Annotated in this window: 11 protein-coding genes; all 11 read right to left on the reverse strand. The window is 61.4% G+C overall.

What is annotated here, in order from left to right; translation table 11 throughout:
• Positions 1-7: 7 nt before the first annotated feature.
• The 11 genes from FHT29_RS27730 to FHT29_RS27780 all read right to left on the reverse strand — a co-directional run bounded on the left by FHT29_RS27730 (position 8) and on the right by FHT29_RS27780 (position 13,346).
• Positions 8-949: an allantoinase PuuE gene (locus tag FHT29_RS27730; protein ID WP_047641351.1), complete on the reverse strand. Its 942-nt coding sequence runs from the start codon at positions 947-949 to the stop codon at positions 8-10.
• Complete coding sequence (locus FHT29_RS27735; RefSeq protein WP_113102779.1) at positions 949-1,989, reverse strand: NAD(P)-dependent oxidoreductase; 1,041 nt, start codon at positions 1,987-1,989, stop codon at positions 949-951. Before FHT29_RS27735 ends, FHT29_RS27730 begins: the two co-directional genes overlap by 1 nt.
• Before the next feature lie 35 nt (positions 1,990-2,024).
• A complete protein-coding gene (locus tag FHT29_RS27740; RefSeq protein ID WP_168600594.1) occupies positions 2,025-2,798 on the reverse strand; it encodes an SDR family oxidoreductase in 774 nt (257 codons plus the stop codon).
• Complete coding sequence (hydA, locus tag FHT29_RS27745) at positions 2,795-4,228, reverse strand: dihydropyrimidinase (RefSeq protein WP_168600595.1); 1,434 nt, start codon at positions 4,226-4,228, stop codon at positions 2,795-2,797. Before hydA ends, FHT29_RS27740 begins: the two co-directional genes overlap by 4 nt.
• Positions 4,225-5,496, reverse strand: a complete 1,272-nt coding sequence (locus FHT29_RS27750; RefSeq protein WP_168597212.1) for an MFS transporter — start codon at positions 5,494-5,496, stop codon at positions 4,225-4,227. Before FHT29_RS27750 ends, hydA begins: the two co-directional genes overlap by 4 nt.
• The gene (locus tag FHT29_RS27755; protein ID WP_348644900.1) at positions 5,493-7,553 is read right to left on the reverse strand and encodes an ABC transporter ATP-binding protein; all 2,061 of its coding nucleotides are present in this window, start codon (positions 7,551-7,553) and stop codon (positions 5,493-5,495) included. The genes FHT29_RS27750 and FHT29_RS27755 overlap by 4 nt, the downstream gene beginning before the upstream one ends.
• 32 nt (positions 7,554-7,585) lie before the next feature.
• A complete protein-coding gene (locus FHT29_RS27760; RefSeq protein WP_037198026.1) occupies positions 7,586-8,461 on the reverse strand; it encodes an ABC transporter permease in 876 nt (291 codons plus the stop codon).
• 3 nt (positions 8,462-8,464) lie between these two features.
• Positions 8,465-9,478: an ABC transporter permease gene (locus tag FHT29_RS27765; protein WP_037198025.1), complete on the reverse strand. Its 1,014-nt coding sequence runs from the start codon at positions 9,476-9,478 to the stop codon at positions 8,465-8,467.
• Between the two features lie 78 nt (positions 9,479-9,556).
• Positions 9,557-11,230 (reverse strand): ABC transporter substrate-binding protein, encoded by a 1,674-nt coding sequence (locus FHT29_RS27770; RefSeq protein ID WP_168600597.1) that lies wholly within the window; start codon positions 11,228-11,230, stop codon positions 9,557-9,559.
• A gap of 250 nt (positions 11,231-11,480) precedes the next feature.
• The gene (locus tag FHT29_RS27775) at positions 11,481-12,464 is read right to left on the reverse strand and encodes a GlxA family transcriptional regulator (protein ID WP_047563122.1); all 984 of its coding nucleotides are present in this window, start codon (positions 12,462-12,464) and stop codon (positions 11,481-11,483) included.
• A 345-nt stretch (positions 12,465-12,809) separates the two neighbouring features.
• Positions 12,810-13,346, reverse strand: coding sequence for a VOC family protein (locus FHT29_RS27780; RefSeq protein WP_052224461.1), 537 nt, complete (start codon positions 13,344-13,346; stop codon positions 12,810-12,812).
• Between the last annotated feature and the right edge of the window lie 3 nt (positions 13,347-13,349).

The following is a 13,349-nucleotide window of genomic DNA, read 5'->3' on the forward strand; positions in this document are numbered from 1 at the left end:
ATTCCCGTCACGCATCGCGATTGAAGGTCTCGTGGTTGTCGAGCCAGTGGCGGGCAATATCTTCCCGGCGCATGAATGCAGCACCCGGTGTCTTCTTGACATGTTCGATGACATCGCGCAGGCCGGAGGCACGGTTTGGCTGCCCCATCCAGCGAGCATGGACGCCGATGGTCAGCATGCGCCCGCCTGTCTCCTCCGCTTCTGAAATCATGTAATCGATTGCGGAGCGGCAATCCTCTGCGAAATCGCGTGGATTGCTGTAGCCCGGTGCAATCAGATATCGGCTGTCGTTCAGCGTCTTGGAATAGGGGACCACGAGAAGTCGTGTGCCATCATGATCAATGAAATAGGGAAGATCGTCGTTGCAGGGGTCGGAATAATAGAGGAAGCCGCCCTCCTTCACGATCAGATCGCGGGTGTTGACGCTCGGGAAGGATCGACAATTCCAGCCCAGCGGCCGCCGGCCCGTCAACTTCCGATAGAGCGCGATCGCGTCGTGCAGCTGGCGTTCTTCATCCGCGCGCTCGACCGTCGAATATTCGCTCCAGCGCAGACCGTGGCCGAGCAAGTCGTGGCCGCGGGCATTCATCCACTCGACGACGGCAGGATTCTTCTCCAGCGCAACGGCACAGGCGGACACGGTGATCGGAATGCCAGTACGATCAAAGAGGCGCGCCAAGCGCCAGACGCCGGCGCGGCTGCCATATTCGAAATGAGTCTCGGTGCCCAGATCGCGGACCGGCGGGCTGTTTGGAATATTGTATTCGCCCCAATTGTCGTTGCGGCCATCCTCAAGCCAGGAATATTCCGCGCCTTCCTCGTAGTTCAGCACCAGGTTAATCGCGAGCTTGACGCCATCGGGCCAGCTCATGAAAGGTGGCCTCGGGCCATAGCCGATGAAATCGCGTTCCTGGCGTTCCGTGTTTTCCAGTTTGGCCAGTGCGGACATCACTTCTTCTCCTCGGACACGCCTTCGTTGGCGATGATCCAGTCCATGTAATCGTGGAAGGCTTCCTTGCCGGCGCGCGGGCGCCAATCGGTGTCGCGCTCGATGCGGGCGAGGTCATATTCTCCCCACATTCCGTCCTTCAGCGTCGCATCCTGGATGACATTGGCGGTCTCGTGTGGGCTGACCTCGACCTGCAGAGTTGGCACGCGCTCTCTCGCCCATTCAACGATGTCGCCTGTCGTCGAGATGCGTCCGCTGCCGATATTATAATGGCGATAACGAAGGCGCGGCGCCTTCAGCAATGCGATGACGGCATTGGCGACGTCGGCGGAGTGGATATAGTCGCCGACCGATTCCAGGCTGTTTGGCCGGACCACCTCGCCCGCCAGCGCCATGTGTGCCACCTTGTTCGGGACATGGCGGAAATTGCGGCTCTCGGTCGCGCGGTCCATAGTGCCATAAACCGAGGCCAGGCGAACACTGAGCGACGACATGCCGAAGAGGTCGGCATAGCGGTTGACCACCATCTCCGAGGCGAATTTGGAGATGCCGTAAAGTGTCAGCGGTGCGACATAGCCGTCCTCCGGTAATGGCTCGCCGGCCCAATCCGGTCCGTGATGGCGATAGACCGAACCGGAGCTGACATAGATGAAGCGCTTGACCGAGGGGCGGCTGCGCGCCCAATCCAGCATGTGGACCGTGCCCATCAGATTGACGTCGACGATCTTCGCCGGCTCCTCGGCTTCCGGCTGACGCTTGGCTTCGGCAGCGCTGCCACGGGAGATCGGCGTGATCGTCGCGCCATGCACAATGACACTAATGTCGTGCGCATCGAGCGCAGCCGACCATTGCGAGGGGTCGCAGATGTCAGCTATGATGACCGACAGCCGATCGCGCACAGGCGCGAAATAGCGCTCTGCCATGGCATCGAGACCGGAGCGATCGAGGATGACGGCGCGGGCGGCGGGATCACGATCCAGCCAGGTCCGTGCCACGACGCTCATGACGAAGCCTGTGCCGCCGGTAACGAGAAGGGTCATTTCAAAATCCTATCCAGATCGTTGCAATCAATGGTTCAACGCACCGCATAGCCGCCGTCGACGAGCAGGTCGGTACCGGTCACGAAGGAGGCGTCGGCAGAAAGAAGAAAGGCCGTCGCCGCCGCGATCTCGTCCGGCTTGGCGATCCGGCCAAGCAGATGCGCAGGGCCGAGCTGCCGGTCGGCTGCCTCGAGATCCGGCCAGCGCTGGAGCAACCGGGATGTTGCCACCGCGCCCGGCGAAAGACTGTTCACACGGATGCCATCATCCGCGTGATCGATCGCCATGGCCTTGGCGAGATGGACAAGACCGGCCTTGGCTGCGCAATAGGCCACCGCCTTGCCCGTCGCCACATGCGCGAACTGCGAAGCGATAAGCACCACCGAGCCACCGCCGGCCTCAACCATCAGCGGCAAAGCGAACTTGGCGGTCAAGAAAGCCCCCGTAAGGCTGACATCGAGTTCACGGCGCCATTGCTCCTCGCTGAGATCGACCACCGTACCATCCAGCGAAGGTGCCGCGGCATTGTGGACCAGGCCATCAAGCCGCCCGAACCGATCTCGCACCCTGCCGAGCGCACGCTCCATCGAGCGGCCGTCGGTCACATCGCAACCGACGGCGATGGCGCTTGACCCGAGTTCTGCGGCCAGCAGATTAATGAGGCCTTCCGTCTGATCGGCACAGACCACGCTGGCGCCTTCGGCGACACAGCGCCGTGCAATCGCTACTCCGATGCCGCTTGCCGCACCCGTGATCATGACGATCTGGCCCGCCAACCTCGACAGCGATGGATCGGACGCGGTCGTCATGATGCCAGCACCGAGGAAAGGCCTTGTTTCGGCGGGAAGGGTCGCAGGCGCGGAATGAACTGGCCGCGACCGGGCCGAGACAGAACCTCTCCGTCATTCCAGACAAGCTCGCCGCGCGAGATCGTCATGACCGGCCAGCCACGCACCGTCTGCCCCGCGTAGGGCGTGTGGTCGGTGGCGTGATGCAGCATGTCGTTGTGGATGGTGACGGTGCGCTCCGGATCCCAGATAGCGATGTCGGCATCCGATCCAACCGCGATCAGGCCCTTGCGCGGATATAGGCCGAAGAGCCTTGCCGGAGCTGCGGAGGTCAGCTCGACGAACTTCTGCAGCGACATCCGCCCGCCATTAACGCCGGCCGAAAAGAGGAGCGCCAACCGCGTCTCGATGCCGGGAATGCCGTTCGGAATACGGTTGAACGGCGTGTCCGGCCCACCGGCGATCTTGTCCGCATAGTTCCACGGCGAATGATCGGACGAAAAGACCTCGAGCGTGCCATCGAGAATGCCGCGCCAGATATCCGGCTGGTTCGACTTGTCGCGCGGCGGCGGCGTGCATACGCATTTCGAGCCCGAGAGATCATGCGTGTCGATGTCTTCGGCCGAAAGGAAGAGATATTGCGGGCAGGTCTCGGCGTAGATCGGCAGTCCCCGCGCCTTGGCGCGGCGGATCTCCTCGACCGCGCCGCCGGCCGCCACGTGGCTGACGAGGATCGGCGTTTCAATCAGCTCCGACAGGCTGATGGCGCGATAGGTGGCCTCGCGATCGCCAATCGCGGAATGGGTCTTCTCGTGGTAACGCAGCTGCGTCTTTCGGGCGGCGATGAATTTTTCCGTCAGCCAGCGGATGCAGGCGTCGTTTTCCGCATGCACCATCACCATGGCGCCGTGCGATCGGGCGACATCAAGGACGTTCAGCACCTCGTAGTCGTCGAGCTTCAGCCCGTCATAGGTGAGGTAGATCTTCATCGAGGTGCAGCCCTCGGCGATCAGAGACGGGATTTCGTCGCGCAGAACCTCCGGAGAGGGATCGCCGACGATCAGATGGATGCCGTAGTCGATATGCGCTTTCGGCCGCGCGCGCTCGTGATAGTCCGCCACGATGTCCCGAAGGGACTGGCCGCGCATCTGCATGGCGAAGGGAACGACGGTGGTCGTACCGCCGCATAGGGCGGATAGCGTTCCGGTATTGAAGTCGTCTGCCGTCGCCTTGCCTTCCCAGGGCTGCTGGTCCATGTGGCAGTGGCTATCGACCCCGCCAGGCAGCACGAGCCGCCCTTCGGCCGAAATCTCCTGCCGGCCTTCCGCCAGGCCTATGCCGATGGCGGCAAATTTCCCGTCGCGGATTCCGATGTCGGTCTGAATGGTCTCGGTCGGGAGAACCACCTGTCCACCGCGAATGACGAGATCGAAGGAAGTGACTTTGGTCATTGTTTCACTCCGGAAGCCAGGCAATCGGGTGCCGCATCCGCCATTTGCGGTTCGCTCTTGCGCCGCAGGTTGAAACATGCGCCTACCGACACCAGCGCGGCGCCGCTGCCGAGCATGATGAAGAGCGCATAGGGCGCCACGTAATCCATGAGGCCGGCGGCGACGCCCGGCGTCATGACATTGCCGATCGAATACAGCAGCAGGAGGCCGCCCGACGCCGACACCATATGCCGGCTATCGATCTGCGAATTGGCGAAGGCGATGCCGACGGGATAAATGGTCAAGGCGGTCGCGCCGTAGAGGAAGAAGAGCACGAAGAGCACCGGCACATGGGTGTCGGCGAGCATGATGATGCCGCCGCAGAGCGCTGCGGCAAGCACGCCCTGGACGAGAAGCATCCAGCGGCGATCGAGCCGGTCGGACAACCAGCCCACCGGCGTCTGGGCAAGCATGCCGCCCATACTGAAGGCCGTCACCAGGCCGACCGTGGTGGCAGCGGGAAGCGCGATCTTGGCGCCGTATAGCGGCGTCAGCGCGAAGACGTTCATATTCGTCATGCCGGCCTGAAAGACGGCGATGATGGTGACGGGTGCCAGAATGACAAGCTTCCACAGGCCATACCGCTGATCTGCGGCCGACACATCGACCTGCAGTGGCCGGACAGTGCGAACCGGGAGCGCCGGCCACGGGCGCCCCGCGAACCGGCAGTAAAGGGTGCCGGCCGTGATCGTCAGAGCCCCCATTAGGAAGAGATACGGCGAATGCGGGCCTGCCGCCTCGACCATCAGCTGGCCGAAGAGCACGGCGAGCGAGGTCATCATCATGTAGAGCGAGAAATAGGCGCCGCGATTGCTCTGGTCGGCGTAGAGGTTGATCCAGCTTTCCGAGACGACGAACAGCACCGCCATGGCAAAGCCGTTGAGAAGACGCAGGACAAGCCAGACGGGGGTGGCCATCGTTGCGATGTAGCCGAAGCCGGTGAAAGCGGCAAGGAAACTCACCAACAGAAAGGTACCGCGATGACCGGCGCGGGCGACCAGAAAACGCGCCGCCAGGCAGCCGGCAAGAAAACCGACGGGAAACCCGGTCAGGAGAAGCTGCACGACGCCGGGATCAATACCCGGCAGGCTGAGACTGAGCGAAACCGAAGTCGTCAGCAGGCTGTTTCCCGTGCCGATGACGCAGATCGCCACCATGACAGGCACGAGCGCGCGGAAGCGCGCCGCCTTCTTCCAGAAGCTCGCCGCGATGGAGGTCTCGGGACTCATTCGTTCCCCCCTGTCGCCACGACGTAGATCGGCCGCTCGGCGCGCAGCCGTTCTTCCTCGATATGGCAGGCGATCTGATGCGTCTCCGACATCTGCCGGATCGGCGGCGCGACGGTGTCGCAGATGGCGCCGACCTTTCGGTGACAGCGGGTTGCGAAACGACAGCCGGCCGGCACGTTGACCGGGCTCGGCGTTTCGCCGGTCAGTCGGATTCGTTCGCGCGGCGCTTCGTCGAGATTAGGGCTGCGGATCGCCGAAATCAGCGCTTCGGTATAGGGATGCGTGCCGCGACCGAACACCTCCTCGACCGTACCCTGCTCCATGACCTTGCCGAGGTACATCACGACGACCTTGTCGGCGACATGCCTGACCAGTGCCAGGTCGTGGCTGATGAAGAGCATGGTGGTGTGCTTCTCCTTCTGGATATCGAGAAGGAGCGTCACGACCGCCGCCTGCACGGAGACATCGAGTGCTGATACCGGTTCGTCGGCGACGATGAGCGACGGATCGGCAGCAAAGGCGCGAGCGATCGCGATGCGCTGCTTCTGGCCGCCCGAGAGCTGGTTCGGCTTCCTATCGGCAACCGTCGGCGAGAGCCGCACCATCTCCAGGAGTTCGCGGACTCGTTCTTCGATAGCGGCCTTGCCCTTGCGGATGCCGAACTTCTTGATCGAACGGCGGATGGAAAAGGCTGCCGAGTGCGACGGGTTGAGCGTGCTGTCGGGATTCTGGAAGATCATCTGGATCGATTGCAGCATGTTGCGCGGCCGCTGCCGGGCTTGCAGCTCGGCGATATTTTCGCCTGCCATGCGGATCGATCCCGACGTGGCGCTGTCGAGCCCTGTGACGATGCGGGCCAAGGTCGACTTCCCGCAGCCGGATTCGCCGACCAGGGCGACGATCTCGGCCTTGCGCGCGCCGAAGGAGACGGCCTCGTTGGCCTTGACGGTCTTGTCGGCGCCAATCCTGTAGAGCTTCGTGACATCGGAGAGCGCGATTGCCTCTTCCTTCGGCACGACCTGGGCGCGTTCAACGGGGAGGCTTCGGATCGACCGTTCCATTTCCGGCCAACGGGCGCAGCGCACCAGATGGTCGGCACCTGCCTCGGTCAGCGCAAGGCCGGGGTTGTCGCAAAGGCCGGCGGTAAATCCGGCACAGCGCGGTGCGAAGAAACAGCCTACCGGCCGCTCCTGCGGCAGAGGGATATGGCCGGGGATCGCGGCCAGCGCGCGGCGGTGCTTGCCGCTGCCGATATCGGGAATGCAGTCGATCAACCCCTGCGTATAGGGGTGGCGCGGCCGGCGGAAGAGATCGCCGGTCGTGCCCTCCTCCACCATCTCGCCGGAATACATAATGCCGACACGGTCGCAGGTTTCGGCGATCAGGCCGAGATTGTGCGAGATGAAAAGCAGGCTGGTGGAGTAACGGCGGCGGAGCTCGCCGATCAGGTCGATGACCGCAGCTTCGACCGTAACGTCGAGACCCGTCGTCGGCTCGTCGAGCAGCAGCAGCGAGGGCCGCGCCAAAAGTGCCATGGCAATGACGACGCGCTGCTGCTGGCCGCCCGACAGCTGATGCGGATACCGCTTCAGCATGTCGCCGGCATCGGGCAGGCGAACGTCGTCGAGCATGGCCGCAGCCATTTCCATCGCTTCGGTCTTGGTCGCTCCGAGATGCAGCAGCGGTACTTCGGCCAGTTGCGACCCGATCGTCTTGACCGGGTTGAGCGCGCTCATCGGATCCTGATATACCATGGCGATGCGCCGGCCGCGGATCGCGCGCAGCTCCCTTTCCCTTGCGCCGACGAGTTCCTTGCCATCGAAGCGGATGCTGCCACCCGCGATCACGCCGGTATTGCCGAGATAGCCCATGATCGCCATGGCCGTTGTGCTCTTGCCGCAGCCGGATTCCCCGACGAGGCCGTAGCTCTCGCCCGGGCGAACGCTGATGGATAGCTTCGGCACCGCAACGACTGTCTCGCTCTTGCCGCGGAACTCGATCCTGAGATCCCTGATATCGAGCAGCGGTTCTAGCTCGGAGTTTGGAGCATCGGACATTGCGGCCCCTTGCAGGTTGGAGACAGAGAGGTTCATGGCTTCCATGCCTCGCGCATGCCATCGGCCAGCAGATTGAAACCGAGAACGAGGCTGACAAGGGCGGCGGACGGAATGAGCGACATCAGCGGCCAGACATTGAGGACGGTGACGCTTTCCTTGACCATGCCGCCCCAATCCGGGTTCGGTGGCGGGAGGCCAAGGCCGAGGAAGCCGAGAATGCCGATGGTGATGATCGTATAGCCGATGCGTAGGCAGGCATCGACGATCAGCAGGCTGCGGCAATTGGGCAGCAGTTCGACAAGCATGATGTAGAGCGTGCTCTCCGCCCTGAGCTTGGCGGCGGCGATATATTCCTGCTCCTTGAGCCCGAGCACGAGGCCGCGGGTGATGCGGCCGATGCCAGGCGACGATGCGATCGTCGTCGCGATGACGATATTGAGCACCGAAGGCCCGATATTGGCAATCAGGATCACGTAGATGACGAGGACGGGGAAAGCGAGCACGATGTCGGAGAAGCGGCTGATCAGCGTGTCGATCCAGCCGCCGTAGTAGCCGGCGACCATGCCCATGGCGATGCCGACGATCATGGCGACGGCAACCGACAGCGGCGCGACGAAGAGCACGGTGCGCGCACCGAAGATCAGGCGAGCGAGCACGTCGCGGCCCAGAATATCAGTGCCGAGCCAATGGGTGGCCGATGGAAAAGGATTGCCCATCGCCATCACATCCGAATCCGTCGGCGACGGCAGCGGCAGGACGGGCGCGAGCACCGCGGCTGCGACCCAGAAGACGACGAGGAAGAGGCCGACGATCGCAGTCTTCGAATGAAAGATTCGCATCCAGTTCGGCCGCGCGGCGCGCTTGGCGGCTGCGACCTTGATCCCGTCGATATTGTCTTGAACTGCCATGGCCTATTTCACCCGGATACGTGGATCGAGCAGCATGTAGCCGAGATCGCCAAGCAGCTGCGTGACGACGGCGACGGCGACGGTGATCAGCGTTGCAGCTTCCAGCGTGGCGATATCGCCGAAGAGGCTGGCGTCGAGGATCAGCCGGCCGAAGCCGGGGTACGCAAAGACAAGCTCGGTGACGACAACACCGCTGATCAGAAAGTTGATCTGTAGAAGCAGCACTGTGAAAGGCGCGATCATGGCGTTGCGAAGTGCATGGCCGAGCACCATGCGGCGGGTGCTCATACCCTTCAGCACGGCGGTACGGATATAGGGCCGTTCCATGACGCCGATCATGGAGACGCGGATCATGCGGGCGACGTAGCCGAAATCGTAGATCACGAGAACCGCGACCGGCAGTACGAATTGATAGGGCACCGCCCATCCGCCGTCATTGTTGAGCGGGCTCGTTCCAGGCAGGACCGGCCAGAGAATGACGAAGAGGGTGACCAGGAAGACACCGGATGCAAACTCGGGAATCGACGTGAAGGTGATGCAGATGACCGACAGCGTCCGATCAAGCACGCCGCCCTCCTTCAGACCCGAGAGGATGCCGAAGATGATCGACAGCGGCACAATCAGAAGGAAGGCCAAGCCGGCGAGGATCGCCGTATTGCCGAGCCTGCTCCAGATCACGTCGTTGACCGGCAGCTTGTTCAGCGTCGAATAACCGAAATTGCCGAAATACTGCGCCCCGCGCGGATCCTTGAAATTGAGCCCGGTGCTTGGGTCCTGCAACGGATCGGGGATTGCGCCGACGAGGACGCCAAGCCAACGGCCGTAGCGGACGATCAGCGGATCGTTTGCCTTCAGCTTCTCGCTCAGGATATCGACCTGCTGCTGCGTGGCAAATGGCCCCAGAGATTTGCGAGCCACGCTACCGGGCGTGAATTCGCAGACGGCAAAGACCAGGAATGACGCACACAGCATGGTGAGCAGCATCATGATCAGCCGTTTCAGAAGGAATTTCGACATTGCACCATCAGTCCGATTTTCTCACATGGGCCGGCAGACGATCGCCCTGATATTGCGGGCGACCGTCCAGAGGCTTGATCAGGCGGAGATCGCGTATTGATGCGCGAAGATGTACTGCGAGGGATGGAGCTCGAAGCCCTCCACCTTCTTGTCCATCACGGTCGAGAAGACGCGCCAGAAGGGCTGAACGATCGGCCCGTCATCCTGCATGATAAGCTCGATCTTCTCGATCACCTTGCTGCGTTCCTTCGGATCGAGGATGCCCTCGGCCTGGGTCAGCAGCTTGTCGAATTCCGGATTGGCATAGTGGGATTCGTTCCAGGCAGCGTTGGAGCGGTAGGCGAGCGACAGCGTCATGATGGCAAGCGGACGATGGCCCCAGGCCGTCAGGCTGAAAGGCGCTGAAGTCCAGACTTCCCAATACTGCGCGCTCGGCAGCGACTTGATGTTGATCTTGACGCCGATATCCGCGAACTGCTGGGCAAGCACCTGAGCGGTGTTGAGCTCCCAGATCGGATCGGGACGCGTTACCATGTCGAATTCGAAACCGTTGGGATAGCCGGCGTCGGCGAGCAGCTTCTTTGCCTTTTCGATGCTGCGCGGATATTTCGGCAGCGGCGCATATTCGGGATGCGACGGCGCGACATGATGGTCTTCGGCCGGCGTGCCCGCGCCCAACAGCGATGTCTGGATGACCTTCTCGCGGTCGATGGCGAAGCGCATGGCCTGGCGGACGCGCTTATCCTTGAACTGCTCGACTTCGGGATGCATGCGGGCGACGACTGTCTGCGTCGTCTCAACCTTGTAGACCGCCACATGCGGGAAGTTCTTCATCGAGCTGATCTGGACTGCATCGGCTTCCGACAGGCCATCGACCTGCTTGGAGGCCATGGCGGCAATGCCTGCGCCCGGATTGTCGCCGAGATCAACGAATTCGAAGGTCGAGAGATAGGGACCGGTGCCCCAATAGTCGGTGCGCGCCTTATACTTCGCACCCTTCCCAACAGTGTATTCCGTCATTTCGAACGGGCCCGTGCCGTTGGCGTCGGCGCCGAAGGAGCCGTTGTCGGCCGGATCCAGGATGAACATCGGATAGTGATAGAGATGTTCCGGAACGGCGATCTGCGGTGCGTAGCAGTTCAGGCGGACCGTGTAGTCATCGACCTTCTCGATGGCATTGTCCGACCAGAGCTTGCTGGACTTCTTCGGGTTGCCCTTGTCGTCCTTTTCGCCGCCGTCATACTCCTGCACCAGGTAGCCGGTGAAGAGACCGAGAACCGACGAGCCGACCTTCGGGTCGCTGACGCGCTTCAGGTTCCATACGACGTCATCCGCATTGAGTTCGCGGCCGCCCTTGCGCCACTTGACGCCCTTGCGGACATGCAGCGTCCAGGTCTTAAGGTCGTCGCTCACATCCCATTTTTCGAGAAGGTAGGGATGGGTGATATTGTTGCGGTCGGTGAAGGTCAAATATTCGCATACCTGGCGAATGACGTTCGATTTTTCAGCGAAGTCCGCCAGATGTGGATCCTTGATTTCCATGCAGCGCATGCCGATGCGCAAGTTGCCGCCCTTAGGCATGTCACCCGCCTTGGCGGCGCTAGAAGACTGCGGAAGACCTGCCAGCGAATAGGCGGCCGCCGCGGAGAGGCCGAGGAGCGTCGATTTGCGCAGGAAATCCCTGCGATTGATGCTTCCTTCTGAAAGTTCGTTGATAAGCGTCGGAATATAGGAGTGCTGATTCTTGTCCAAGACTGTAATCTCCGAGTTCGTGCAAACTGTTCCCATGATCGTTCTGAACGCGAAGCGGCGCAGTGACCTGCGGCTTCGACCTGCGCGGATCTGATGTCCGTTTTCGCCGTCGACCCAAACTTAGTGGCAATAGCCGCAAGACAGAATGCACTGAGACGACGCGAAATATGCGTGATCCGACATATTGTTGCGCCGCACCGACGTGGATTAATCTTCGGAAAGCCCGGCGCGCGGCCAAGGCGGGGCGGCATCAACGCCGGCGGCAAGCCGCCGGCGTCTCGCCGAAATGCTGGCGGTAAAACCGACTGAAATGGGAGGGCGTGTCATAGCCGCAGACGCTTGCTATATCCGCAACGCTCAGGCCGGTATGAACCAGCAGCTCCTTCGCCCTTGCCATGCGTAGATCGATGTAGAATTGCGATGGACTTTTATGCAGATGGGTCCGGAACAGCCGCTCCAGTTGTCTTGGCGAGATGCTGACGCTATCGGCAAGTTCGGAAATCTCGATCGGATCGGAAAGGCTGCTTTCCATGCGGCGAACGACGAAACCCAGCTTGGCGTTTCTGATCCCGAAACGATCCTCGGGCACCATGCGCTGCGCGTCATCCTGCCGCCGCATGCGGGGGTGATTGAACTGATCGGAAATCTGCTCCGCAAGATCCCGCCCCTCGATGGCAGCGATGAGATAAAGCATCATGTCCAGAGTGACCGTGCCGCCCGACGATGTTATCAGCCGCCCATCGACGGCGAAGATATCGTCGGTTGCAAGGCAGTTCGGGAATTCGCCGCGGAAAGCATGCAGCGATTCCCAATGGATTGCACATCGGCGGCCCTCTAGCAATCCCGCCCGCGCCAGGTAAAACACCGCCGTGCTGACGCCGCCCAGCACGCAGCCTTCGGAATAGATGCGGCGCAGCCAAGAAAACAGGGCAGCATCGTAGCCATCCGAGTAATTGACGCCCGCGAAGACAAGCAGGATATCGCATTTCGGGGCCTGCGCCATGGAGTAATCGGCGGGAAAGGCAAGTCCGCTGCTGGACTTGGCATCGGCTCCGTCGGTCGAAATCAGCACCCATTCAAAGGCCTTGCGCTTGACCAGCCGGTTCCCCTGACGCAGGGAATCAAGTGCGGCGGAAAACGTCATCAGTGGATAATCGGTCGCAAGAAAGAAGCCGATCCGGACTGGCCGTTCCGTGTGCTTCAACTGGCTGAAAGAGAAGAGCTGTCGGGTCATGCGACCAGATATACCGCATCACTTTACGATGGGAAATCCGACGTGATGCAAACCCGTCCTGGGTGGGTACTTATGGGTAATTGCAAGCTCCGCCGGACGGATACGAAGCTGGCGCTGGCTCCGCTATTGAAGGATTCGAGCCGTCCGAAATCAACATCGAGATCGATAACGTTGTTGTCATGAAGCGCAGGCGCCATTGTGGAGCCATTCGCCTTCGGCCGGCGATGACACGCTCGGCCGAACAAATAGTCTCTTACTTTGGGTGGTGAAGCATCGGTTCGAGCTCAGAGTCAAAAAGGCATCCCGGTGAACTCGACGAATTACAGTACTCGCACGCGCGCTTCATCACTCATTTGTCCGGCGGTCAGGGTTGAGTCGACCTGCTCTCCAAAGTCGATGAGGCGAATTTTCTTCGTAGCCGAGCTTATCGAAACTTGCGACTTCGAGTATTAGTCCCCACGGCGCCCGAAGGTAGATCCAGTTGAAGCCCGCCAAAGGCCCTGTTTCCACCCGGTTGGGGCCGTCAAGCATTTCGATGCCCTGCGCACGCAGGCGCTCCTCCGAAGCATGCACATCTTCGACTTCAAAGCACAGGTGCATGCCGCCGACTTCCGACGGCCGCTTGGGTCGTGAGGCTTCTTCCCCGTCATATTCGAACAGCTCGACGCTCGTTCCCTCGCCACAGCGCAGAAAAACCAGGTCGCGAATGGTTGATTGCGCAGATGCGCCGAGCTTATTCTCCATGAAATCCTGATTGACATCGAACGGCCCGGTGCGGAAGACCTCGATGGCACCGAAGACAGCTTGGAAGAACGCGATGCCTTCGTCGATATCTGGTACCGTGATGCCAATATGGTGCATGCCATAGATTTTGTCCGTCATGTT

Origin of the sequence: Rhizobium sp. SG741 (genome assembly GCF_012275435.1) — a bacterium.
Classification (GTDB): domain Bacteria; phylum Pseudomonadota; class Alphaproteobacteria; order Rhizobiales; family Rhizobiaceae; genus Rhizobium; species Rhizobium lusitanum.

Excerpts from the sequence above, each read along its gene's own strand:
- FHT29_RS27730 (WP_047641351.1), bottom strand. The coding sequence starts at position 949 with ATGTCCGCACTGGCCAAACTGGAAAACACGGAACGCCAGGAACGCGAT.
- FHT29_RS27735 (WP_113102779.1), bottom strand. The coding sequence starts at position 1,989 with ATGACCCTTCTCGTTACCGGCGGCACAGGCTTCGTCATGAGCGTCGTG.
- FHT29_RS27740 (WP_168600594.1), bottom strand. The coding sequence starts at position 2,798 with ATGACGACCGCGTCCGATCCATCGCTGTCGAGGTTGGCGGGCCAGATC.
- hydA (WP_168600595.1), bottom strand. The coding sequence starts at position 4,228 with ATGACCAAAGTCACTTCCTTCGATCTCGTCATTCGCGGTGGACAGGTG.
- FHT29_RS27750 (WP_168597212.1), bottom strand. The coding sequence starts at position 5,496 with ATGAGTCCCGAGACCTCCATCGCGGCGAGCTTCTGGAAGAAGGCGGCG.
- FHT29_RS27755 (WP_348644900.1), bottom strand. The coding sequence starts at position 7,553 with ATGTCCGATGCTCCAAACTCCGAGCTAGAACCGCTGCTCGATATCAGG.
- FHT29_RS27760 (WP_037198026.1), bottom strand. The coding sequence starts at position 8,461 with ATGGCAGTTCAAGACAATATCGACGGGATCAAGGTCGCAGCCGCCAAG.
- FHT29_RS27765 (WP_037198025.1), bottom strand. The coding sequence starts at position 9,478 with ATGTCGAAATTCCTTCTGAAACGGCTGATCATGATGCTGCTCACCATG.
- FHT29_RS27775 (WP_047563122.1), bottom strand. The coding sequence starts at position 12,464 with ATGACCCGACAGCTCTTCTCTTTCAGCCAGTTGAAGCACACGGAACGG.
- FHT29_RS27780 (WP_052224461.1), bottom strand. The coding sequence starts at position 13,346 with ATGACGGACAAAATCTATGGCATGCACCATATTGGCATCACGGTACCA.